The organism is Thalassospira sp. HF15 (assembly GCF_011806525.1).
GTDB lineage: Bacteria > Pseudomonadota > Alphaproteobacteria > Rhodospirillales > Thalassospiraceae > Thalassospira.
On the sequence record NZ_JAAVKI010000003.1, the window covers coordinates 507,996 to 532,898 of the forward strand.

Sequence of the window (24,903 nt, forward strand, 5' to 3'; positions counted from 1 at the left end):
ATATCCCCATATCAGGATGCTGCGGATTGGCGGAGCCCCCCTGTCTCGATGATGAAGTTTTTCACGTCTTCAAGGCCATCCATCGCCTTGAGGTTGGTGAACAGGAACGGCCGGTCGCCGCGCATTTTCTTGGCATCGCGATCCATCACACCCAGATCAGCACCCACCAGCGGCGCCAGATCGGTCTTGTTGATCACAAGCAGATCAGAACGCGTAATGCCCGGCCCGCCTTTACGCGGGATTTTGTCGCCGGCAGAAACGTCGATGACATAAATCGTGATGTCGGCCAGTTCCGGCGAGAAAGTGGCAGACAGGTTATCGCCACCCGATTCAATAAAGATCGCCTCAAGCCCGGCATGCTTGGCCGCCATATCTTCGACCGCCGCCAGATTGATCGAGGCATCTTCACGAATGGCCGTATGCGGGCAGCCACCGGTTTCAACCCCGGCAATGCGATCAGCCGCCAGCGCACCTGATCGGGTCATGAATTCGGCGTCCTCGCGGGTATAGATGTCATTGGTGATGGCGGCGATGTTGAATTCATCGCGCATCGCCTTGCACAGGCGTTCCAAAAGGGCGGTTTTACCGGACCCGACCGGACCACCAATTCCGATACGAAGGGGAGAGCTCATGATCTAAATAGCCTCGTATATTGGGTTTCGTGTTTCATCGACGTCCAGTCGACCATCGGTGCCGCGGCACCCAGATCGGCAAGGTCGGTTTTCATGGCGTGATCGACTGCAACTGTCACCGCCTGATCAAGCGATGACAGGGACCGCACACCATCTGTCTGACCCAGCGGCACCAGGCGCACCGCACTGGACACAAGGTTTGCCGCCATCGCATGCAAATAGGCGGTCAGCGCATCACGCAGCGGTACATCAGACTGGGCAGCAGCAATTCCGACCGCGACGGGATAGGATGGCAGGCGATCATCCTTGCGCATGGCACTGGCCCAGCGGGTGATCATGCCTGCGCCCCAGACCTTTTCCGTGGTCGAGACAAAGGCACGTCCTTGTGCGGTTGCTTCCAACGCCATTTCCGATGTGCCACGCCAACAATCGGCCTCAACCCCGATCTCAAACAGCGCGTTTTCATCTCTGGCACGCGCAGCCCGCCACGCGGCACAAAACAGCACCGCATCAATCCGCCCGGCACCAAATTCCAGAACCCCTTCGACCCAGTTGATCAGGCTATCGGCCGATGTCACCCGACCGTCCTCGACGGCATATTCCACGCCGTGCGAATAGGTATAGGCCCCCACCGGAAATGACGGGCTAAGCCACGTCATCAACCGCATCAGGCCAGTGGGATTAAGGGTCAGATCATCCGTGGTCATGGGTATGCCCGTGATGATGGGAATGCTTGTGGTCATGTGCTTGATCATCATGCTCGAAATGATCGTGGCCATGACTATGACCATGCGCGCCACCAAGCCCGTGATAGGCGCCATTCAACGGATCAAACGGGGCGATTTCATTTTCGACCACACCGCCAAGACCGGTGATCATGTCGCGCATCACATGGTCATCAATGATGCGCAAACGCCCGTCATTCAAAACCTGAACGGGCGTATGACGGTTGCCGATATGCCAGGCCAGCTTGGCGGTCGCAATCGGACCAGCCGCGGTAATGGTCAGAACCGGTTCTTCGGCCGCGCGGACGACGATCACCCCGCCATCCGCAAGGCGCAACCGATCCCCATCCGCCAGACGCACCGCATGCGGCAAATCCAGCAGGAACGGCTCGCCCGCATCATCATGCAAGCGAATACGGCGACGATGCCGGTCGGAAAAGGCCAGCGTGACCGTGCCACGCACTTCGGATGTGTCGGCACGGTCAACCGGGATATGTTCAATAGCGTGACGCATGGACTTGTCTGCCACCGATCAGAACAGGAAGTAACGCTGCGCCATCGGCACAACATCAACCGGCTGACAGGTCAGAAGTTCTCCATCCGCGGTCACCTGATAGGTTTCCGGATCAACTTCCATCGCAGGCAAAGCATCATTTAGCTTCATGTCCTTCTTGCCGATATTGCGCGTATTCGACACCGCCAGAAGGCCTTTCGACAGGCCGAATTCGGCAGCAATACCCGCATCGATGCCCGCTTGCGATACGAACGAGAAGCTCGATTTTGCAAGTGCATTGCCATACGAGCCAAACATCGGGCGATAGTGAACCGGCTGCGGGGTCGGGATCGATGCGTTCGGATCGCCCATCGCGGCTGCGGCAATCATGCCGGCCTTGATGACCATGTCGGGTTTGGTGCCAAAGAACATCGGTTTCCAGACAACAAGATCGGCGATCTTGCCAACTTCGATGGAACCGACATGCGCGCCAATGCCCTGCGCAATCGCCGGGTTGATGGTGTATTTCGCGACATAACGCTTGGCACGGAAGTTATCATTGCCCGCACCGGCATCCTCGGGCAGTGCCCCGCGCTGCTTTTTCATCTTGTCGGCGGTTTGCCAGGTGCGGGTGATGACTTCACCGACACGACCCATGGCCTGACTGTCTGAGGAGATGATCGAAAACGCGCCAAGATCATGCAGTATATCCTCGGCCGCGATGGTTTCACGGCGGATACGGCTTTCGGCAAAGGCAACGTCTTCGGGGATTTTCGGATCAAGGTGATGGCAGACCATCAGCATGTCCAGATGTTCGTCAATCGTGTTGACCGTAAACGGACGTGTCGGATTGGTCGAGCTTGGCAAGACGTTGGCTTCACCACACAGCTTGATGATATCGGGCGCATGGCCACCACCGGCACCCTCGGTATGGAAGGTGTGAATGGTGCGTCCCTTGAACGATGCACGGGTATGTTCGACAAAGCCGCTTTCATTCAAGGTATCAGTATGGATCATGACCTGCACATCAAGGTCATCGGCCACCGACAGGCAATTATCAATCGACGCTGGCGTCGTGCCCCAGTCTTCATGAAGCTTAAGCCCACATGCCCCTGCCTTGACCTGCTCGATCAGCGATCCCGGCAGGGTCGCATTGCCCTTGCCAAAGAAACCGATATTCATCGGAATGCCGTCTGCTGCCTGCAGCATGCGGGCAATGTGCCACGGACCCGGCGTACAGGTGGTGGCGTTCGTGCCCGCTGCCGGGCCGGTGCCGCCGCCCAGCATGCTGGTCACACCGGAATAAAGCGCGTCTTCAACCTGCTGCGGGCAGATCCAGTGAATGTGGGCATCAATGCCACCGGCGGTGATGATATTGCCTTCACCGGCGATCACCTCGGTCCCCGGACCAATGATGATATCAACACCGGGCTGCACATCCGGGTTACCGGCCTTGCCGATCCCGGCAATGCGGCCATCGCGAATGCCGATATCGGCCTTGATGATACCGGTGTAATCAAGGATCAGCGCATTGGTAATCACGGTATCGACTGCACCATTGGCGCGCGTGGTCTGGGATTGCCCCATGCCATCACGGATCACCTTGCCACCGCCGAATTTGACTTCTTCACCGAGCGTAGTGAAGTCTTTCTCGACCTCGATGATCAGGTCGGTATCAGCCAGTCGTACCTTGTCGCCCACGGTCGGGCCAAACATGGCCGCATAGGACGGACGATCAATTTCATAAGCCATTTATTCCATCCCCCCGCTTAAAGCTTGCCGTTGATCTTGGCGTTAAAGCCGTAGACCGTGCCGGTGCCGGCATATTTCACCAGATTGACGTCGCGCGACTGGCCCGGTTCGAAACGAACCGCAGTACCGGCCGGGATATCAAGGCGAAAGCCACGTGCGGCTTCACGGTCAAAATCAAGACCCGGATTGGTTTCATAGAAATGATAGTGCGACCCGACCTGCACCGGACGGTCGCCGGTATTGGCAACGGTGATGGTTTTGGTTTCACGCCCCTCATTGAGGATGAGGCTGCCTTCCTTGGTAATGATTTCACCTGGAATCATGGCCTGTCTCCTTAGCGAATGGGTTCATGAACGGTCACAAGCTTCGTCCCGTCCGGGAAGGTCGCTTCGACCTGGATTTCGTGGATCATTTCGGCAATGCCATCCATCACCTGATCGCGCGTGATCACGGTCGCCCCGTCGCGCATCAGATCAGCAACAGAACGACCATCACGCGCACCTTCAACGACATAGTCGGTGATGATCGCGATCGCTTCAGGATGGTTCAGCTTCACCCCCCGTGCAAGGCGATTGCGCGCCACCATGGCGGCAACCGAAACCAGCAGTTTGTCCTTTTCGCGTGGCGTCAGATTCATGCCTGCCTACTCCTTGGCTTCATCAATTAAATCTCCCACAAACGCGGCAAGCGTGCGGGAAGCCCCCTTGTTTGATGGCGGAATGTTTTCCACCACGCGCCATAGACCCGGCGCAATTTCATCGGATCACGCGCCATGAAACGTGCAATCACAATTCCCTTCATTGCGGTCGCGGCACACAGAACATCTTGCGCCTCCAACCCGTCTATTGCCTGTGTCAGACAGTCACGTGCTGCCTCAAGATTTTCTTCCGCGCCCTGCCCGACCAGAATGGCGGTCGCATTGGCGCGTGCCCCGTCAAAGGCCGCTTCGTGATCAAGAATGCGCAACACATCGCCTTCAAGATGCAGCGCATCACGCCAGATCGGGCGACCGTCAATCGAAACATCCCACGCATCACGCGCCAGACCGGTCTTGAAAACCTCGCCGCGCGCAAGGCGACCAAACACCATCATCTCGCCGGCCATGACCATGCCGGTACCAACTGCGCGCACGGTTGTTTTGCGTTTCAGGCGCGCCTGATCAAACAGGATGCTTTCATGGGGCAACCATTCAAGCCACCCGCCATCGGCCACATCCAGATCAACCGACATTTCGCAATCCGGCCCGACCGACCGGTAAATCTTTTCTGCCGCCTGGGCTGTAAACAGTGCCGATGCGCCTGCCTCGACCTTGCCGGCAAAGGCCAGCTTGTCGCCACCGACCATGCCGCCCGAAGTGGTGACCAGAACAGCCGTCGTAAGGTCCCCGGCCATCGGGCGCGGGAACAGGATTTTCATCGGGTCACGGTAATAAAGATGATCAAGTGCCGCATGCCCGCCCTGATGCGCCGCACCACTGCCCTGACGGAACGTCACCTCGGCCCGGCCATCGGTGATGATGCGGGCAGGCGTTGCTGGCGTTTCCATCTCCGCATTCGGATTTGCGGATGTTGTCGGTTCAAGTTTGCGAAGCTGCACAAAGACACCTGACTAAAGCGGACCACTTACGGGACCTTAGGGCCAAACACATTCACATGGCTAACCCGAATACCAAGGGGCTACACAGCAAGATGCGGGCCAACCACCAACACCCTGCCGATGCAGCGATTTTGGCGGTCTTTGGCCAGTTTGAAAGCACGCTATTTGCGCAAAATTTTGGCAAATGCTGATCAAACAGTCAGATAGGCGCGGACTTTTTCGCGATCCAAAGTCTCTTTGGCACCTGAAAGAACAACCTCGCCACGTTCAAGCACGACAATCTCGTCAGCCAGTTCATGGGCAAATTCGAAGTATTGCTCCACCAGCAGGATCGCCATATCACCGCGATCGGCCAGCTGTTTGATGACGCGCTGAATGTCCTTGATGATCGACGGCTGAATACCCTCGGTCGGTTCATCGAGCACCAGCAGACGCGGACGTGTCACAAGTGCGCGCCCGATGGCCAATTGTTGCTGCTGCCCACCTGAAAGATCCCCACCGCGACGGCCCAGCATGTCGCGCAGTACCGGGAACAGCTCGAAAATCTCATCCGGGATATGGCGCAGGGGACGTGGCAACGCGGCAAACCCGGTTTCAAGGTTTTCCTTCACGGTCAGAAGCGGGAAGATCTCACGCCCCTGCGGGACAATCGCGATACCATTGGCCGACCGTCGATAAGACGGATCGCGCGAGATATCCTTGCCTTCCCATTTGATGTTGCCATCGGCAATCGGATGTTGGCCGACAACAGCGCGCATCAGCGATGTTTTGCCAACCCCGTTACGGCCCAGTACCGCTGTCACCTTGCCGGTTTCGGCATTTAGCGACACCTTACGCAACGCATGGGACGCACCGTAAAACAGATCAATATTGCTGACATCAAGCATGACAGTTTCCCCTAGCGTCCCAGATAAACTTCAATGACCCGCGGGTCATTCTGAACGTGATCAAGGCGTCCTTCCGCCAGAACCGATCCTTCGTGCAGAACGGTGACCTTGCAATCAAGGTCACGGACGAATTCCATGTCATGCTCAACGACCACAACGGAGTATTCCTTGGAGATCGACCGCAAAAGCTTCGCTGTTTCTTCGGTCTCGGAGTCCGTCATCCCGGCAACCGGCTCATCGACCAGAAGAAGTTCGGGTTCCTGCATCAACAGCATGCCGATTTCCAGCCACTGCTTCTGCCCGTGCGACAGATTGGCCGCCATTTCATCACGCTTGTCTTCCAGCATGATGGTGACCAGCGCCTTTTCGATCTTGATCTTTTCCGCGTCACTAAGGCGATGGAACAGCGCCTGAAACACACCGCGCCCGCCCGAACATGCCAAAAGCAGGTTGTCAAACACGGTATGGCTTTCAAACACGGTCGGTTTCTGGAACTTGCGCCCGATGCCCAGATTGGCAATTTCGGCCTCGTCCATCTTGGTCAGGTCGATCTCGCTTTTAAACAGGACGTCGCCGGTATCAGGCCGGGTCTTGCCGGTGATGATATCCATCATCGTCGTCTTGCCCGCACCGTTCGGGCCGATAATGGCACGAAGTTCGCCCGGCTCGACATAAAAGGACAAGTTGTTCAGCGCCCGGAACCCGTCAAAGGTGACCGAAACGCCGTCAACATAAAGGATGGTTTCCGACTTGGCGGATTTGACCTGTTCCTCGTCCGAGGCATTCATTTGAACAGCTGCTTCGCTCATGCCTTGCCTCCTTGGTTTGCGCGGCGTTTGCGCCAGGTGGTGATGATGGATTGCCGATCTGCCGATCCAAATGCCGGGATGGCACCAATCACACCTTTTGGCAGGAACAGGGTCACCGCAATGAACAACCCGCCCAGGAAGAACAGCCAGAAGTCCGGCATCGCGCCAGTAAAGAAGGTCTTGGCATAGTTGACGATAAACGCGCCAAGCACCGCACCATACAGCGTCCCGCGCCCGCCAACCGCCACCCAGATGACGATTTCAATCGAAAGGGCCGGGGCAAATTCACCCGGATTGATGATGCCGACCTGCGGCACATAAAGCGCGCCAGCGATGCCTGCCATCACGGCCGAAACGGTAAAGACAAACAGCTTGTAATATTCAACGCGATAACCGGTGAAGCGTACCCGGCTTTCGGCATCACGGATGGCGATCAGAACCTTGCCCAGACGGGACTGGGTAATGCCGCGTGCCACCGTATAACAGATGCCAAGGAACACACAGGATGCGACAAACAGCCCGGCACGGGTGCCATCTGATTGCAACGAATAGCCCAGCAAATCCTTGAAGTCCGTCAGGCCGTTATTGCCGCCAAAGCCCATGTCGTTGCGGAAAAACGCCAACAGCAATGCATAGGTCATCGCCTGCGTGATGATCGAAAGATACACCCCCGTCACACGCGACCGGAAGGCCAGGAAGCCAAATACGAACGCCAAAAGCCCCGGCACGAACATCGCCATGACAATGGCAAACCAGAACATGTCAAAGCCGTACCAGTACCAGGGCAGTTCCTGCCAGTTCAGGAAGACCATGAAATCCGGCAGGATCGGGTCACCATAAACGCCGCGATCACCGATCTGACGCATCAGATACATGCCCATCGCATAGCCACCGAGTGCGAAAAACGCCCCGTGGCCCAGCGACAAAATCCCGCAAAAGCCCCAGATCAGATCAACACTGAGTGCAAGCAGCGCATAACACAGATACTTGCCAAGCAGGCTGACCATCCAGGTCGGCACATGAAAGGCCGAGCTTTCCGGCAACAACAGGTTGCTGGCAGGCACCAGAATGGCGGCCGCAATCAGAATACCCAAAAGGATCATCCCACCACGGTCATTCATGAGCCAGCCAATCACCGGCGTCATTTGATATTTTTGACGATAATCGGTCATGGATCAGGCCTCCACCGCGCGGCCCTTAAGGGCAAACAGCCCCTTGGGTCGTTTCTGGATAAACAGGATCAGCGCAATCAGGACAAAGATCTTGGCAAGCACCGCACCTGCAACCGGTTCGAGGAATTTGTTGACGATACCAAGGCTGAATGCACCCAGCACCGTGCCCCACAGGTTCCCGACACCGCCAAACACGACGACCATGAAACTATCGATGATGTAGGTCTGACCAAGGTTCGGGCTGACATTGGAAATCTGGCTCAGCGCCACACCGGCAATCCCGGCAATGCCCGATCCCAGACCAAAGGTCAGCGCATCGACATAACCGGTACGAATACCAACCGATCCGGCCATGCGCCGGTTTTGCGTCACCGCGCGCATCTGCAAACCGAACGCGGTATAGCGCAGCACCGCGGCGATGCCTGCCACGACGATCACGCTAAACAGGATGATCCACAGACGGTTATAGGTCAGCACCAGACCGGTTGAAAATTCGACCGCGCCACTCATGAAATCAGGTGCCATAACCTGTTGGTTGGTTGCACCAAAGATGGTGCGGATTCCCTGCTGCAACACAAGGCTAACCCCCCAGGTTGCAAGCAGGGTTTCAAGCGGACGCCCATACAGGAAGCGGATGACACAACGTTCGATCACGACACCGACAGCACCGGCGACCAGAAAGGCCGCGGGGACTGAAATCGCCAATGACCAAGCCGATCCCGAAGGCAGAATGGATCCCAATGCCTGTTGCACCATGAACGTGGTGTAGGCACCGATCATGATCATTTCACCATGCGCCATGTTGATGACACCCATCACACCAAAGGTGATGGCAAGACCAACAGCGGCAAGCAACAGGACAGAACCCAGACTGATGCCGCGATAAACATCCCCCACCGTTTGCCAGGTCGACAGTCGCCCTTCAACAGACTCCAGCGCATCTTCCGCGGCGGCAACCACTTCGGGCTCATAACCTTCGGCCTCGGCACTGGCAACAAATTGCGACAGCACCGCGCGGATCTGCGGGGTGGTTTCGCTTGCCAGAACTTCAATCGCGCTCAGGCGTTCTTCGGTGGTTTCACCGGCCGCCAACGCCATGGTGGCACGTGCCAGTTCCATCCGGGCCAGAAGCGTTTCATCTTCTTCGCGGTCAATCGCGCGCAGAAGCAACGGCAACATTGCCGGATCGCGCGCATCCATGATCTGTTCAACCGCGTTCGAGCGCACAGCCAAATCCGGGCTAAACAGGTTAAGTGTTGCCAACGCATCGCGCAGCACACCGCGCAGACGGTTATTGACCTTGATCTTGGAAATTTCCTTTGATCCGCTTTCGCCGACCTCTTCACCGCTGACAATGTCGATATGGGTATAGACCTTGCCCTGTTTGCGGGTGATCACAACGTGCTCGTCGCTATCGCGGACATAAAGATCGCCCTCAAGCATCGCACGCAGGATCGGCGCAACACGGGGGTCCCCGTCTGCTGCCATTTCCTCGATCACTTCGATTTTCTTGGTAGAACTTTTGACATTCAGACCTTCGGCCACGTTGCGAAGTTCTTCATCGCTATAGGCCATCGCCGTATCAGGGACGGCCATGAAAATTACCAAAAGACAGGCCAGAACGGCGCCCCATAGATTGCCGGGTCGACTGCCGGATTTCCGGACCTCTTGAAGGCAAAACGGAGAACGGCGCAGCATCGAAAACATGTCATTGCGCATGATCGCCAAACCTTTGAATGCATAACAGAAAAGGAAATAAAGAATGGGCGGGCATGGCCCCACAGAAAGGCCGCCTCAAAGTGAACAGGCCGGTCGCATACCCGCGACCGGCCCATCCAAAACCAATTAGTACATCGGTTTTTCACAGTTGCCGCAGACCCACGGATAGGTCCAGTCGGCGGTCAGCTTTGCGCTTTCCGGCAGGAAGTCCGACCATGCATCGCCAACGACGGTGCCTTCGGTTTCCCAAACGATGTCAAACTGACCATCATCCTGAACTTCGCCGATCAGAACCGGCTTGGACAGGTGGTGGTTGGTGTTCATGACAGCGGTACCGCCGGTCAGGTTTGCAACTTCCTGGCCATACATTGCCTGGCGAACGGCATCGACGTCGGTGGTGCCAGCCTGCTCAACAGCCTGTTTCCACATGTTAAAGCCGATATAGGTTGCTTCCATCGGGTCGTTGGTTACACGCGACTCATCGCCGATGAAGGCATGCCATTTTTCGATGAAGGCAGCGTTTGCATCTGCTTCAACCGACTGGAAGTAGTTCCAGGCAGCAAGGTGACCAACAAGCGGCGCGGTGTCGATACCGGCCAGTTCTTCTTCACCAACCGAGAAGGCAACAACCGGAATGTCTTCGGCCTTGATGCCCTGGTTTGCCAGTTCCTTGTAGAACGGCACGTTCGCATCACCGTTAATGGTCGAAACAACCGCAGTGTTTTTGCCAGCAGACGCAAATGCTTTCACGTCAGCAACAATCGACTGCCAGTCGGAATGACCGAACGGGGTATAGTTCTCCATGATGTCTTCATCGGCGATACCCTTGCCGTTCAGGTAGGAACGCAGGATTTTGTTGGTGGTACGCGGGTAAACATAGTCAGTCCCCAGAAGAACGATACGTTCTGCGCCACCACCATCTTCGCTCAGAAGATAATCAACAGCCGGAATGGCCTGCTGGTTCGGCGCTGCACCGGTGTAGAACACGTTGCGCGAGCTTTCCTCACCTTCATACTGAACCGGATAGAACAGCATGCTGTTCAGTTCTTCGAAGACCGGCAGAACCGATTTACGCGAAACTGACGTCCAGCACCCGAACACCACATCGACCTTTTCCTGCTCGATCAGCTCGCGGGCTTTCTCGGCGAAAAGCGGCCAGTCAGAAGCCGGGTCAACGACCACTGCTTCGACTTCCTTGCCAAGCAGACCACCGTTTTTGTTCAGATCATCAACCAGCATCAGGACGGTGTCCTTCAGCGTGGTTTCGGAAATCGCCATCGTCCCGGAAAGAGAGTGCAGCACACCGACCTTGATGGTCTCTGCTGCCTGTGCGGCTGACATTGCCATCGCAGACACTGCCATGGCCCCGGCGCCGATAAGCGCCTGAAGCTTCTTATTCATTTATAGCCTCCACTGAGTTTTTATTGCACCGCACGCTCACTTGCTAAAACCGTGCCAGACTCAGAGAGCAAATCGAATAAAATCACGAATCGAAGGATTCCCACGCAATAAGCGACGATTTTACATCTCTTTTGGGGAAAATATTTGCGCACGTCACTATTGGTATGACTATTTTTACATCAATGGTCATATTTTGATTATTTTTTGACCACATTGACGTTGGTGGTTTGGCGACCTATTTGGAATGCGGAAACTTTGCCTTCACTGAGCTTATTGCACCACAATCTGCCCTGTGCTGGCCAGGTTCCCGCCCCGTCGGGAAACCGGCGGGGCGTTTTGATCTTTTCGTGGATTTGATTCCGATTACTCTGCCGCACGCAGATCATGATCGGGTGCAATAGAATCAATTACCGTGCGGATCTGATCACGCAACCAGACCAAACCGACATCCTTGTCCGTCCACACTGGCCAATTCATTGTCACCGGCGGAAACGCCACATCAATTGGCATCGGGCAATAGGACAACCCAAACAGCGGCGCATATTGATTGGCAATGCGACACGGCACGGTGGCAATCACGGCACTGTTCCGCGCCGCAGCCAGAAGCGGCATGAAATCGGGTGTCGCCAGAACAACATCAAGCTCAATCCCCTGCCCCTGAAGCGCGACGCCAACACACCCGGCGACATTTTCTGTTTGCGACAGAACCGCATGACGTGACGCCAGATATTGCGCACGTGATATCGGCAACGGCAGATCAAGGATGTCCGGATTAAAGCAACAGGCAACTTCCGAATGAAACAGAACTTCGCCGCAATGTGCCGCCGCAAGCGGGCTTTTACAGCCAATCGCGATATCGATCTCGCCGCCATTCATCATCACATCAACCGTGTCGGCTGTAATGGTACGGCTGAGGATTTTGACGCCCGGCGCCTGCTGCTGCAAATGCCGCAACAGAATCGGCAGCAAAATCATGTCCATTTCACCGGTTACACCCAACCGAAAAACCCGCTGGGCTGTTTGCGGATCAAAACAATCGGTCGCATGAAGGGCGTTCTGTGCCTGCGAAAGTGCGGCACGGACCGGACCAGCCAAGGTCCGCGCCTTGGCGGTTGGCTGCATCTTTTGTCCGACACGCACAAACAGATCATCGGCCAGCAACATCCGTAACGTATTGAGATTGTGGCTCATCGCCGACTGACCAATGCGCAGCTTTTCAGCCGCCTTGGTCACGCTCATCTCTTGCATCATTGCGTCGAACGCAACCATCAGGTTGAGATCAAAGGACCGTAAATTGAAATGATCAATATTATCCATGACTGACATCGATTTGATTACTGAATAGGTGCACTATAGCTTTTCCCTATCGGTTTTCAACTGGCCGGTTTGAACCGGCATGATTTGAGGGAAAAATAAAATGTTATCACGTCGCGATTTGCTCAAAAGCACGCTTGCCGCTGGCGCCGTTGGTGCGGTTGGCAGCACGGTCTTTGTCCCACTTGCCGCCAAGGCAAAGGCACCAATGGTCGGCACACAGGCACCGGGCTATTACCGCATCATGGTCGGTGATGTCGAAGTCACCGCCCTTTCCGATGGCGCCGCCCAGTTCCCGATGGCTGACCTTTACATCAACACCACACCAGAACAGGCCCGCCTTGCCCTTGCCAACGCATTTCAGGGCACGCCGACTTACCTTTCGGTCAATGCCTATCTGCTGAATTTCGGTGAGCGCCTTGTCCTGCTTGATGCCGGCACCAGCGATTTGATGGGACCGGCACTGGGCAAACTTCCGGCCAATATGATTGCGTCGGGCTATCACCCTGATCAGGTCGATGATGTTGTGATTACCCACATCCATCCCGACCATACCGGAGGCCTGACACTTGGCGGCAAAAAGGTCTTTGCCAATGCCACCGTGCATGTCCCAGAAGCCGACGCCGAGTTCTGGCTTAGTGCCGAAAACAAGGCAACCGCGCCTGAAGACACCAAAGCCTTCTTTGATCAGGCCGTCGCAGCCCTGACCCCCTATATCGATAGCGACACGCTTGTGAAATATGCCCCCGATGCCCCGGCCATCCCGGGCATGGTCAACACCACATTCCGTCCCGGCCATACGCCGGGCCACAGTGCGCTCTGGATCGAAAGCAACGGCGAGAAGTTCGTCTATTGGGGCGACATTACCCACGGCGATGTCGTGCAGTTTGACGACCCGAATATCGCCATTGCCTTTGATGGTAATTCCGACATGGCAATCAAATCACGCGAGGCCGCCTTTGCCGAAGCGGTAAAGGAAAAGTATTTGGTGGCCGGTTGCCATGTCGCCTTCCCGGGCTTTGGCCATGTGCGCGAAGATGCGACCATGTATGACTGGGTTCCGATGAACTATCGCGCTGACGTCTAGATCGAAAACATCCCCCTCCCCGCCGATCTGGAAAAGCCCGTCAACGCAAAAGAGCGGTCGCAATGCGACCGCTCTTTCTGTTTGGGAAGTGCTCCGTCAGATTATTCCGGCATGCCCGCCCGGATCCACTGACCAAGCTGGGCACGCTCTTCGTCGGTCATTTCCGTCAGATTACCCAGCGGCATGGCACGACCGATGACGGACTGCGCCAGCACGCGCTGGGCATTGGCTTCGATCTGGGCCAGATCATCAAACATCACGCCTGCCGGGGCCTCGTCGAAACCCTCGTCCGTCGGATTTGCCGAATGACATGCCGTGCAACGCGTCTGCACAATCGCAAGCGCATGATCGGCCGTGATGATGTCTTCATCTGCCAGCTTGACGGCACTGGGGTCATAGCTTGCAAACATCGCCAAAACCGCCATCCCCACACCTGCCGCCGGAAGCTGCCAGGCAATCGCCTTGCCGGTACCACCTGCATTGCGCGTGTTAAAGAAATGGCGCACCAATCCACCAATGATCAGGATCAATCCGACAATCAGCCAGGACTGGTCGTGCGAAAACAGCATCGAATAGTGGTTGCTGATCATCATCAGCAAAACCGGCAACGTCAGATAGTTATTGTGCGTTGAACGCTGCTTGGCTTGCAGACCCAATGCCGGATCGGGCTTTTCACCGGCCATCAGGCTGGCGACGACCTTTTTCTGATTGGGGATAATGATGCGAAATACGTTGGCTGCCATGATCGTGCCAATCATCGCGCCGACATGGATGAACGCGCCGCGCCCGCTAAACACATGCGTAAACAGATAGGCGGCCGCCATGATCAGGATGAACAGTGCCACGGCCAGCTTGCCGGTGCTTTTGCCAATCGCGCTTTTGCAAATGATGTCATAGATCACCCAACCGGCAAACAGACTGCCAAGACCAATCAGGATCGCATCCATTTTGGTCAGCGCCAGCACGCTCGGATCGATCAGATAGCTTTCGGCACTCCAGTAATACATGGTCACCAAAAGCGCAAAGCCGGTAATCCAGGTGAAATAGGCCTCGTATTTGAACCAGTGCAGTTCGGGCGGCATGGAGCTGGGTGCCACCATCCATTTGTTCACATGATAGAAGCCGCCGCCATGGACCATCCAGGCTTCGCCGTAAACACCTTCATCCATGCCCGGACGCTTGCGCAAGGACAAGTCCAGCCACACGAAATAGAACGAAGACCCGATCCAGGCGATGCCCGTAATCAAATGCGCCCAGCGCAGGATCAGATTGATCCAGTCCTGAAACAGAATATCCACGTGCTTGAAACCTCCGTCTCGCCCATGCGCGGTTTCCGGCGCGCTGGCAGCCCTGCCTTGATGATGATACCCGGGACTTTTGAAGTCGCTCTGATGGCTTTATCCGGGTTCAATCCAGTCGATCTGTTTCCTAACACAGTCACCCGACCGGCTCTATTATTTAGGGGTTGAGCATAATCGAAATGACTTTCAAAATAATCTTTAAAATGGCACAGTGTGCCCGCCAATTTGCACATAGAATAATGCAAGAGACCTCAGACATCAGGAGCTTCCCGCGCCATGTCCGACTTTGAGGACATCCAGATTTTTGTCCGTGTTGCCGAACTTGGCAACCTTTCTGCTGCCGGGCGCGAATTGCGCCATTCGGCTGCCGTGGTATCAAACCGGATTGCCCGCCTTGAAGAACGCCTTGGCGTGCGCTTGCTCAACCGCACCACGCGCCGGGTCAATCTGACGACCGAGGGCGATGTTTATTACCGGCACTGCCTGCGCATTCTTTCCGAAATGCAGGAAGCCGAAAACGCGATTGCCAATCAGAAAAACACCACGCGCGGACCGGTCACGCTGACCTGCCCGGTGGCATTCGGCAACAAGTTCGTCGCCCCGATTATACCGAAATTCGTCGAACAGAATCCGGATGTGCAAATCCGGCTGCACCTGTCTGATCGGTTGCTCGATCTGTTGCAAGACAAGGTCGATCTCGCCATCCGCATTGCAGAGCTCAAGGAAAGCTCACTGATTGTCCGCAAACTGGCGGCCAATAAACGCATGCTGGTGGCAAGCCCGGATTATCTTGAAAAGAACGGCACCCCCAAGGTGCCCGCAGACCTTTTGAACCACAATTGCCTGCTTTTGCGCTTTCCGGGATCGCAGCAATATCAATGGACATTGCAAGGCCCCGGCGATGACGCGCCCGTAACCTTGGCGGTTGCAGGCTCCATGGATTCAGATAACAGCGAAGTGCTGACCCGCTGGTGCCTTGACGGGCATGGCATTTCATTGAAATCCAATTGGGAAGTCGATGAACACCTGCGCGACGGACGCCTTACCCGCGTCCTGCCCGATTATCAGCCGCCATCACATGCAGTCTATACGCTCTATCCGGAAAACCGCTATTTGCCGACCCGTGTCCGCGCCTTCGTCGATTTTCTGGTCGCGGAATTTGGCGGCACGCCGCCCTGGGAACGCTAAACACTGTACCTTGAAAACTGAACGCCAAAAGAAAAACGCCCCGACATCGGTTCGGGGCGTTGCTTATTCTGGTCTGGTCGGCCTAGTTTTTCGAAAGCTCAAGATAGCCCTTAAGAACCGCGGCCACATTGTGCCCGATCACATCATGGGCATAGCCGCCTTCCATGGTGAAGACGGTTTTAAGGCCCAACCGTCCGATCATCTGGCCAATACGGTTGAAATCATCGGTCTGGAGTTTGAAATCACAAATCGGCTCCGCCTCGTGGGCATCGACACCCAAGGCAACCACCAGCGCATCAGCCTTCCAGGTCAGAAGTTTCTGCATGGCCTTGGCAAATCCCTGCCCCCACGCACCAAAATCACTGCCGCCCGGAAGCGGGATATTCAGGTTTGCGCCCTGCCCGTCATTGCGCCCGGTTTCATTGGCATAGCCCATGAAGAACGGGAACTGATGGGTCGGATCGGCATGGATGGATATGGTCAGGACATCGCCACGTTCATAGAAAATATCCTGCGCGCCGTTGCCGTGATGGTAATCGATATCAAGGATCGCAACCTTTTTCGCGCCCTTGGAAATCATGTGCTGGGCGGCGATGGCGGCATTATTCAAGAAACAATACCCACCATACCGATTGCCATGGGCATGGTGACCGGGCGGGCGGGTCAGTGCAAAGGAAGATTCATCCTCGCTCCAGGCGGCTTCGGCAGCCGAGATCACAGTCTGCGCCCCCCAATAGGCGGCCTTCCAGGTGCCTTGCGTAATCGGCGTGTCCGATGAAATGGCATACTGGCCCAGACGCGCACTGATATGTTCGGGCTTGCCGCCGGAAAAACCGCCCGTCGGCCAGACATAGGGGAAGGCATCCCCTTTGTTGCCAGCCTTGGTCCAGCCATCCCACGCGGTTTCAAGGAATTCGATATAGTCGGGATCGTGGATTGCGCGGATCGGGTCCATGCCATGATCCTTGGGATCAAACAGCTGCGCCTTGATGGCATGGGCTACCGCATCGCGAATGATCGGAATACGCCGGGCATTCTCGAAACACGGCACCATGCGCCCGTGATGCATTTCGCCAGCCCCGTCATGGGCATCGTGACGCGAATTGAAGAAAACCCGCATGGCACCGCTCTCCTACTAAAACTCTATATCGGCCACCATCATGACGCCCGATACGCTGTGTTGCACGCAGAAAGCGGTTATTTCTTGGCGGTATAAAGCAGTTTTTCGATGGTATCGAGGAACACACCCAACTGATTGCGCAGATTTTCCGACTGATCAGCAAGGCGGTCGGCCATATCACGTGTGGTATCGGCAGCCTCGCCGGTACGTCCGGCCATGTCGGAAACAACCGTGATGTTATCGGTCACTTCCTGTGCGCCGCCCGATGCCTGTTCGACATTGCGGGTGATGTTGGTCGACAGGTTCGCCTGGGTTTCGACATTGCCCGAAATCGTGTCCGAACGTGCCGCCAGATCATCAATCACGCCAGCAATCTCACGGATCGATCCGACCGACTGTTCAATGGCGGTCTGGATGTCCTGAACCTTTTCCTCGATGCTTTCGGTTGCCTTGCTGGTCTGGTTGGCAAGTCCCTTGACCTCGTTGGCAACCACCGCAAAGCCTTTGCCGGCTTCACCGGCACGGGCGGCCTCGATGGTCGCATTCAGCGCCAGAAGGTTGGTCTGGGCGGCAATGTCACGGATGAAGCTGACCACTTCGACAATCTCGCCAGCAGCCGCTTCAAGCTGTCCGATACGACCATCGGTTTCCTGGGCAAGACCATTGGCCCGGTTGGCAATTTCGACTGATTCGCGGGCCTGCTGGGAAACGTCGCGGATCGACTCATTAAGTTCCTCGGACGCTGCGGAAAGCTCGCTCACATTGCTTGCGGTCTGACGCGCGGCTGCGGCCACGTTGGTCGACCGCGAACTGGTTTCATGGGCGATCGAATTGGCATCACCAGACGCATCGGAAAGCGCGGACGCCGCATTGGCGATGTCATCCACCGCGGCAAAGGATCCGCTTTTGAATTCATCGAGAATATCGGCAAAACCTGAGAGCTTCTGCTCGATCGAGGCACTGGCCGCATTGATGCGCTTGGCCGAAGACAGATATTCACCGACAAGGCCGGTTTCGACGATGCGCCGGTAATAGCGGTTCTCGGAAACAGCCCCCATCGATGCCGCACTTTCACGCAGAAACGCGTCATTGCGGTCAATCAGACGGTTGATTGCAATGAACAGTTCACGCATGTCCGGATGACTGTCGACATTGGTAATACGGGCTTCGTAATCACCATCTGCTGCGGCCAGAACCACATCCAGTGCTTTTTTGATACCTGATTTTGAACCACCAAACAGCGACATTAGAACCTCGAACCTTCGATTTCTCGGGCGGGGAGACACCCAAATTTCTAGAGACTTTGTATAAACTCGTCGTAGGACATACCCGCATCAGACAGCTTCTGCATCAAAGCTTTGGACGCGGCATTCATCCCGTCCTTCCGATTGGGCGTGCTTTCCTCGATCTTGCGGAGCTCCGCATACAGAGGAATGATCTTTTCGCTCAGAACTTTCGGGTCCGGCACCCGACGGTTGGAATGATACCCAATCACATTGTGATTGGCATCAAAGGTTGGCGTGACATGGGCAAAGACCCAGTAATGGTCGCCGTTGCTGGCCATGTTCACGACATAGGCAAAAATCTCGTGCCCGCTCGAGATCCGGTCCCACAAAAGCTTGAAAATGCAGCGCGGCATATCCGGATGGCGGATCATTGCATGCGGCTGGCCAAGCACTTGTTTTTCCGTATAGTCGGAAAGGCGCAAGAACACCTCATTGGCGTAAGTAATCCGCCCTTTGAGGTCAGTCTTGCTGACGATCAATTCTTCCGGTTTGAAATGGCGTTCCCGTCCTGAAGGCTGAATGCCAGAAGGCTTGTCGCTCACCGTAAGACCCCGTTTCTTTTGTAAGACATGCCGGCAATCTTGGTTGCGGCGAAATGAATTACTTTATTATCATTTAATATAAGCAATGCGAAGCTAAATGTCTGGTCTTCTTACGCTTCTTTGCCAATAACTAACAGACTAATCTGGAATTATTATTGGTGAAAGTATTATCGCACCAAAGACTATTCAACCCCCGCGCAATAAAGAAGACATGTCTTCCAAACAGCGTCTCGACTTTTGGACCTCAAAGCTGAGTTAATCGTCCTTGATACAAATTCGGTCTCTTGATGCGGGAAAACATGGACTTATCACCAATTGGAATGTGAACCACCTCCCAATGGATCATGCGACCCCATGCAACAGTATGTGAAATTTGGCACACAGATGAATTAAGCATCTTCGTAACGGATTTCATGTATCATCAACCCAAACGGGAACCGTCAGGGACACAGTCGATGTCGAAAGATCTTCGGAATTTTCCATATCGCGTCGTCATTCATGAACAGCAGTCAGCACAAGCTGTGCTGGATTGGCTCGATACCAATGTCATGAGCAGGAACTGGACGATGGGGATTCGAAACATCGAAATCCCGCGGTCCGGTCAGTCGGATCCAATCGTCGATATGGTGATCTATTTCAACCGCCGTGGCGACATGGAACGCTTCCGCGACAAATGGGCGGGCAAGGCACGTGAACACAAGGTCAAGCTGCATGGCTGGCGCGCTGCCCTTTATGCCCTGCGTCATCCACGGACCGAAATGGTCGCCTATGAAAAGGCCGAGGAACCCAAACCCAAACCCATGGACAAAGACAAAGCCAAGAAGGCCGACTGATCAATGGCGCTGCGACACGTTGCGAGCCGATCCGCAAGCTCCGTTCCCGGCCCCTTCGCATGAAAAAAGCCCCGCGCAACCTAATGCACGGGGCTTCGTCATTTAGCCGACCCGGATGGATCGAAAGTCTGACTTATTTCGGCAGTTCGGCATCAATGCCCTGGATGTACCAGTCCATGCCCAGAAGCATGCCGTCATCAGCAACTTCGCCTTCTGCAACACGCAGTTCGCCAGCCTGGTCATAGATCGGGCCGGTGAACGGGTGGAATTCACCCGATGCGATTTTGGCAGCGGTTTCTTCTGCCAGTGCTTTCACGTCATCAGGCATGTTGGTGTACGGTGCCATTTCGACCATGCCGGTGTCGATGCCACCCCAGGTGTCCATGGATTCCCAAGTACCATCAGCAACCGCTTTGGCACGTGCCACATAGTAGCTGTCCCAGTTATCAACAATCGCGGTCAGCTGTGCTTTCGGTGCGAACTTGATCATGTCAGATGCCTGACCGAAACCAAGAACGCCACGGTTTTCAGCAACCTGAAGCGGTGCCGGGCTGTCGGTGTGCTGAACCATGATGTCTGCACCCTGGTCAATCAGCGCCTTGGCCGCATCGCCTTCCTTGCCCGGATCGTACCAGGTGTTGGCCCATACGACTTTGACTTCAACGTCCGGGTTCACCGACCATGCACCCATCATGAAGGAGTTGATGCCACGGACAACTTCCGGGATCGGGAAGGAACCGACATAGCCAACAACGTTCGACTTGGTCATTTTACCGGCAATCACACCAGCAACATAACGGCCTTCATAGAAACGGGCAGCATAGGTCGACAGGTTGTCGGCACGCTTGTAACCGGTTGCATGCTCGAACTTGACGTTCGGGAACTGCTTGGCAACTTTTTCGGTCGGGTTCATGTACCCGAACGAGGTGGTGAAGATCAGGTTGTGGCCGGTCTGGGCCATCTGACGGATCACACGCTCGGCATCGGCACCTTCCGGCACGCTTTCGACATAGCTGGTCGATGCAGCATCACCGAGTTCGGCTTCAATCGCCTGACGGCCGATGTCGTGACGATACGACCAACCGTGGTCACCAATCGGGCCGACATAGACGAAACCGACTTTGACGTCTTCGGCCTGGGCTGCACCCATGCCGGTTGCGAGGGCACCAACAGCCGCCACAGCGGCAAGTGTGCGCTTCACGAGGCTTGCATTCATAATTTAGTCTCCCTGTTAGACACTCAATCAGGATTTATACGTAATTCCTGATCGCAATCAATGACGCGTTCCTGCACAAACCAAATCTCAGACAAACCGGCCACGCCGTGCCCGGCTTGTGTGAGGTTTGGCAAGTACAGTCTTCCTCCCGTCGGGCCAAAACATCATTTGACGTGTTTCGGTCCCGTACACAAAGCCGCCAAAACCCTATTGGGCGGCCCTGAACGCCTGACCAATACAGGCCGGCGCATTCAGTCTGATTTTCGCGCGGTCGCTTGAAATAATCACCAGCACAATCACAGTTGCCAGATACGGCAGCATCGACATGAACTGGCTGGGCACATGAATACCCGCACCCTGCGCATGCAACTGCATCACCGAAATCAGGCCAAACATATAGGCCCCGGCAACCAAGCGTCCCGGACGCCAGGTGGCGAACACCACCAGTGCCAGTGCGATCCAGCCACGACCGGCCGTCATGTTTTCGGCCCACATCGGCGTATAGGACAGCGAAAGATACGCACCGCCAAGGCCCGCCATCGCCCCGCCAAACATCGTGGCAAGATAGCGGATCTTGATCACGGAATAGCCAATCGCATGTGCGGAATGATGAGAATCACCAACCGCCTTCAGCACAAGTCCGGCACGCGATTTCGCGAGGAACCAGCCCACCCCGATCACAGCCGCAATCGACAGATACACCAGAAAATCCTGCCCAAACAGGATCGGCCCGACAATCGGAATGGCGCTGATGCCCGGGATCGAAAGACCCGGCAGCGGTTCAATCGCAAAGCCGACAAAACCCGATCCGACAAGGGCAGAGAAACCAACCCCGAAGATCGTCAGCGCCAGACCCGTCGCCACCTGATTGGCCATAAGTGTCAGGGTCAGAAACGCAAAGATCAGCGACATCAAGGTTCCGGCCACAACGGCTGCCAGAATGCCAAGGGTCGCCGACCCGCTTGAGGCCGTCACGGCAAAACCGGCAATCGCGCCGACCAGCATCATGCCTTCAACGCCAAGGTTGAGAACGCCGGACTTTTCGGTCACCAACTCACCGGTTGCCGCCAGCAAAAGCGGGGTCGAGGCGGTAATCACCGTCAGGATAAAGGGAACAATCCATTCCATTATGCGGTTCTCCCTTTTGCCGCGATGGAGCCGAAACGAATGCGGTACTTGGTCAAAACATCACAGGCCAGCAGGAAGAACAGCAAGATCCCCTGGAACAACCCGGTCACGGCATTTGGCAAGCCCAACGTAATCTGCGCCAGTTCACCCCCCAGATAGGTCAGCGCCATGATCAAACCGCCAAACAGAATACCCACCGGATGCAACCGGCCAAGGAACGCGACAATAATCGCGGTAAAGCCATAACCCGGTGAAATGGATGGCTGAAGCTGCCCAATCGGCCCTGCCACCTCAAACAATCCGGCCAGACCGGCCAATGCCCCACCCAAAAGCAAGGTAAACCACACCATGCGTTTCTGACGGAACCCGACATGGCGGGCCGCCTGCGGGGCCTTGCCGACAACACGCAGCTGGAAACCGATCACGGACTTTGACAGCAACAACCACCCGGCAATCACCACAAACACTGCAACCGCCGTCCCAAGATGGACACGCGTGCCGTCATAAATGATCGGCAACAAACCCGCATCCGGGAACGGACGTGATTCCGGGAAGTTGAAGCCTTCCGGGTTACGCCACGGCCCATGGACAAGAAAGCTTAGGAACAGCGTTGCGACATAAGTCAGCATCAGGCTGGTCAGAATTTCGTTGGCGTTAAATCGCGTGCGCAGCAAAGCCGGGATCGCGCCCCAAAACGCACCGCCCAGCGCGCCTAGAACAAACATCGCCGGCATCAAAAGGATGCTTTCGCTGTCATGGAAATAAAGCGCAAGACCCCCGCCGAAAATCGCCCCCATGGTCAGTTGGCCTTCAGCCCCGATGTTCCAGACATTGGCCCGGAACCCCATGGCAAGACCGACCGCAATGATGACAAGCGGGGTCGCCTTCACCAACAGCTCGGAAATGCCATAGCTGTTATTGATCGGCAGAATGAAAAACGTATAAAGCGCGTCAAACGGGTTCTTGCCCAGAAAGGCAAAAATGATCCCGCCGACGACAAGCGTCATAAGGATTGCCAGAACCGGCGACAGATAAACCATCGCCTGTGAATGCTGGCGACGGGGTTCAAGCCTGACCAACGCGACCTCCTTCAACTTCCATGTCGTTCGCCGGGGTCGCGTTGCCTTCAAGATCATGAAGCCCCCCCATCAACAGACCAATTTCTTCGATGCTGACATCGGCCATCGGGCGCGGCTTGGACATTTTGCCCTCCGCCATCACCACCACCGAATCACAAATGGCAAAAATCTCGTCCAGGTCCTGCGAAATCACCAGAACCGCCGTGCCCTTGGCTGCCAGATCGAGCAATGCCTGATGAATGGCACTGGCCGCCCCGGCATCAACGCCCCAGGTCGGCTGGGAAATCACGAGAACACCCGGGTCCTGCAAAATCTCACGCCCGACGATAAATTTCTGAAGGTTGCCGCCCGAAAGCGATCCGGCCTCCGCCCCCGAACCGGTGGTCCGCACATCAAACGTCTTGATGATGTTATCGGCGAATGACTTGGTCGGCACTTCACGGATAAGCCCCTTGGCCGAAAGCGCCATACGCCGAAACGCGGTCAAAAAACCGTTTTCCGACAGGCTCATATCAGGTACCGCGCCATGCCCGTTACGTTCTTCAGGCACGAACGTCGCGCCCAGACGACGCCGACGGCGCGGACCGAAATGCGCCACCGACTTGCCATCAATCTTGATGCTATCAGGTGCCGCTTCCTGTTCGGTTTCACCGGCAAGGGCACGGAACAGCTCGTTCTGGCCGTTCCCGGCCACCCCGGCAACGCCCATGATTTCACCGCCGCGCACCTCAAGGTTAATGCCCTTAAGGTCGGTTCCAAACTGTTCATCACTGGCAAGCGACAGGTCGGAAACCGCAAGGCGCACATCACCAAATTTGCGGGCCTCGCCCCGATCCGGTGCGGTCAATTTCTGGCCGATCATCATTTCGGCCATCGATTTGGCAGTTTCTTCGCGCGGGTCACAGCCCCCGACAACCTTGCCACCACGCAGCACCGTCGCCTTCTGGCACAGTGCCTTCACCTCATGCAGCTTGTGGCTGATATAAAGGATTGCACATCCTTCATCGGCCAGTCGCCGCAGGGTTTCAAACAGCTTTTCGACTTCCTGCGGGGTCAGGACCGAGGTCGGCTCATCAAGGATCAGCAGTTTCGGGTTTTGCAGCAAACACCGGACGATCTCGATGCGCTGACGTTCGCCCACCGACAGGGTGTAAACATGGCGATCGGGATCAAGCGGCAGACCATAGGTCTTTTCAACTTCCTCGACCTGCTTGCGCAGCGCATCCATATCGCGCACGTCATTCATCGCCAGCGCAATGTTTTCAAGCACCGTCATGGTTTCAAACAGCGAGAAATGCTGGAACACCAGACCGATCCCCATTTCGCGCGCATCATGCGGGCTATGGATCGTGACCGGCTTGCCTTCCCAGATCAGCTCGCCCTCATCGGCCTGCAGCACGCCATAGATGATTTTCACAAGCGTACTTTTACCCGCCCCGTTTTCACCGAGCAGCGCATGGATTTCACCAGGCTCAATACGGAAACTGATATCGTCATTGGCGAGACACCCCGGAAAGGCCTTGGTCACACCGCGCACTTCAAGTTGCGCAGGACCTGCCCCCTTCATGGCTTCTGTCCCGGTTTCACCGGTCATTGACGTCACTGTTGCCACCCCCATTTAGC

Annotated in this window: 24 protein-coding genes; 3 read left to right on the forward strand and 21 right to left on the reverse strand. The window is 55.9% G+C overall.

Translation table 11 applies throughout. The features are described 5' to 3' along the window. Positions 1-11 precede the first annotated feature (11 nt). The 13 genes from ureG to HED22_RS08840 form a co-directional block, all read right to left on the reverse strand. Positions 12-632, reverse strand: coding sequence for an urease accessory protein UreG (gene ureG / locus HED22_RS08780; protein WP_008888415.1), 621 nt, complete (start codon positions 630-632; stop codon positions 12-14). Then, positions 629-1,339: an urease accessory protein UreF gene (locus HED22_RS08785; RefSeq protein WP_167721205.1), complete on the reverse strand. Its 711-nt coding sequence runs from the start codon at positions 1,337-1,339 to the stop codon at positions 629-631. The genes ureG and HED22_RS08785 overlap by 4 nt, the downstream gene beginning before the upstream one ends. Then, a complete protein-coding gene (locus tag HED22_RS08790; protein ID WP_167721207.1) occupies positions 1,326-1,871 on the reverse strand; it encodes an urease accessory protein UreE in 546 nt (181 codons plus the stop codon). The genes HED22_RS08785 and HED22_RS08790 overlap by 14 nt, the downstream gene beginning before the upstream one ends. Before the next feature lie 18 nt (positions 1,872-1,889). After that, positions 1,890-3,602 carry an urease subunit alpha gene (gene ureC, locus HED22_RS08795; RefSeq protein WP_167721209.1) on the reverse strand — a complete coding sequence of 571 codons (1,713 nt, stop codon included), beginning with the start codon at positions 3,600-3,602 and terminating at the stop codon, positions 1,890-1,892. A gap of 17 nt (positions 3,603-3,619) precedes the next feature. Beyond that, complete coding sequence (locus HED22_RS08800) at positions 3,620-3,925, reverse strand: urease subunit beta (RefSeq protein WP_062956783.1); 306 nt, start codon at positions 3,923-3,925, stop codon at positions 3,620-3,622. Positions 3,926-3,936: 11 nt separating this feature from the next. Further along, on the reverse strand, positions 3,937-4,239 hold the full coding sequence (locus HED22_RS08805; RefSeq protein ID WP_167721211.1) for an urease subunit gamma: 303 nt from the start codon (positions 4,237-4,239) through the stop codon (positions 3,937-3,939). Between the two features lie 26 nt (positions 4,240-4,265). Continuing rightward, positions 4,266-5,198, reverse strand: a complete 933-nt coding sequence (locus tag HED22_RS08810) for an urease accessory protein UreD (protein WP_167721213.1) — start codon at positions 5,196-5,198, stop codon at positions 4,266-4,268. A gap of 191 nt (positions 5,199-5,389) precedes the next feature. After that, positions 5,390-6,085, reverse strand: a complete 696-nt coding sequence (urtE, locus tag HED22_RS08815; RefSeq protein WP_167721215.1) for an urea ABC transporter ATP-binding subunit UrtE — start codon at positions 6,083-6,085, stop codon at positions 5,390-5,392. An 11-nt stretch (positions 6,086-6,096) separates the two neighbouring features. After that, positions 6,097-6,894, reverse strand: coding sequence for an urea ABC transporter ATP-binding protein UrtD (gene urtD, locus HED22_RS08820; protein ID WP_254869860.1), 798 nt, complete (start codon positions 6,892-6,894; stop codon positions 6,097-6,099). Continuing rightward, on the reverse strand, positions 6,891-8,066 hold the full coding sequence (gene urtC / locus HED22_RS08825; protein WP_167721217.1) for an urea ABC transporter permease subunit UrtC: 1,176 nt from the start codon (positions 8,064-8,066) through the stop codon (positions 6,891-6,893). Before urtC ends, urtD begins: the two co-directional genes overlap by 4 nt. Before the next feature lie 3 nt (positions 8,067-8,069). Then, entirely contained in the window at positions 8,070-9,662 is a 1,593-nt protein-coding gene (urtB, locus tag HED22_RS08830) for an urea ABC transporter permease subunit UrtB (RefSeq protein ID WP_254869861.1), read from the reverse strand. Between the two features lie 249 nt (positions 9,663-9,911). After that, on the reverse strand, positions 9,912-11,186 hold the full coding sequence (urtA, locus tag HED22_RS08835; protein WP_167721221.1) for an urea ABC transporter substrate-binding protein: 1,275 nt from the start codon (positions 11,184-11,186) through the stop codon (positions 9,912-9,914). Between the two features lie 363 nt (positions 11,187-11,549). Then, complete coding sequence (locus HED22_RS08840) at positions 11,550-12,503, reverse strand: LysR family transcriptional regulator (protein ID WP_167721223.1); 954 nt, start codon at positions 12,501-12,503, stop codon at positions 11,550-11,552. 100 nt (positions 12,504-12,603) lie between these two features. Between HED22_RS08840 and HED22_RS08845 the strand changes: the two genes are divergently transcribed. Then, positions 12,604-13,587: an MBL fold metallo-hydrolase gene (locus HED22_RS08845; protein WP_167721225.1), complete on the forward strand. Its 984-nt coding sequence runs from the start codon at positions 12,604-12,606 to the stop codon at positions 13,585-13,587. 101 nt (positions 13,588-13,688) lie between these two features. Here the strand turns inward: HED22_RS08845 and HED22_RS08850 are convergent, their stop codons facing one another. Continuing rightward, positions 13,689-14,885 carry a urate hydroxylase PuuD gene (locus HED22_RS08850; RefSeq protein WP_167721227.1) on the reverse strand — a complete coding sequence of 399 codons (1,197 nt, stop codon included), beginning with the start codon at positions 14,883-14,885 and terminating at the stop codon, positions 13,689-13,691. Between the two features lie 279 nt (positions 14,886-15,164). On the opposite strand from HED22_RS08850, the gene HED22_RS08855 reads away from it, so the two are divergent. Next, positions 15,165-16,076: a LysR family transcriptional regulator gene (locus tag HED22_RS08855; protein WP_167721229.1), complete on the forward strand. Its 912-nt coding sequence runs from the start codon at positions 15,165-15,167 to the stop codon at positions 16,074-16,076. Between the two features lie 82 nt (positions 16,077-16,158). Here the strand turns inward: HED22_RS08855 and HED22_RS08860 are convergent, their stop codons facing one another. The 3 genes from HED22_RS08860 to HED22_RS08870 form a co-directional block, all read right to left on the reverse strand. After that, entirely contained in the window at positions 16,159-17,196 is a 1,038-nt protein-coding gene (locus tag HED22_RS08860) for a histone deacetylase family protein (RefSeq protein WP_167721231.1), read from the reverse strand. Positions 17,197-17,273: 77 nt separating this feature from the next. Next, positions 17,274-18,443 (reverse strand): methyl-accepting chemotaxis protein, encoded by a 1,170-nt coding sequence (locus HED22_RS08865; RefSeq protein ID WP_167721233.1) that lies wholly within the window; start codon positions 18,441-18,443, stop codon positions 17,274-17,276. 47 nt (positions 18,444-18,490) lie between these two features. After that, entirely contained in the window at positions 18,491-19,024 is a 534-nt protein-coding gene (locus tag HED22_RS08870; protein WP_167721235.1) for a PAS domain-containing protein, read from the reverse strand. 455 nt (positions 19,025-19,479) lie between these two features. On the opposite strand from HED22_RS08870, the gene HED22_RS08875 reads away from it, so the two are divergent. Beyond that, positions 19,480-19,857: a hypothetical protein gene (locus HED22_RS08875; protein ID WP_167721237.1), complete on the forward strand. Its 378-nt coding sequence runs from the start codon at positions 19,480-19,482 to the stop codon at positions 19,855-19,857. A 133-nt stretch (positions 19,858-19,990) separates the two neighbouring features. Here HED22_RS08875 and HED22_RS08880 read toward each other — a convergent pair whose 3' ends face one another. The 4 genes from HED22_RS08880 to HED22_RS08895 all read right to left on the reverse strand — a co-directional run bounded on the left by HED22_RS08880 (position 19,991) and on the right by HED22_RS08895 (position 24,874). Then, complete coding sequence (locus HED22_RS08880; RefSeq protein WP_175581169.1) at positions 19,991-21,073, reverse strand: BMP family ABC transporter substrate-binding protein; 1,083 nt, start codon at positions 21,071-21,073, stop codon at positions 19,991-19,993. 207 nt (positions 21,074-21,280) lie between these two features. Next, positions 21,281-22,201, reverse strand: coding sequence for an ABC transporter permease (locus HED22_RS08885; RefSeq protein WP_167721239.1), 921 nt, complete (start codon positions 22,199-22,201; stop codon positions 21,281-21,283). Further along, entirely contained in the window at positions 22,201-23,280 is a 1,080-nt protein-coding gene (locus HED22_RS08890) for an ABC transporter permease (protein ID WP_175581170.1), read from the reverse strand. The genes HED22_RS08885 and HED22_RS08890 overlap by 1 nt, the downstream gene beginning before the upstream one ends. After that, the gene (locus tag HED22_RS08895; RefSeq protein ID WP_254869908.1) at positions 23,267-24,874 is read right to left on the reverse strand and encodes an ABC transporter ATP-binding protein; all 1,608 of its coding nucleotides are present in this window, start codon (positions 24,872-24,874) and stop codon (positions 23,267-23,269) included. Before HED22_RS08895 ends, HED22_RS08890 begins: the two co-directional genes overlap by 14 nt. Positions 24,875-24,903 lie beyond the last annotated feature (29 nt).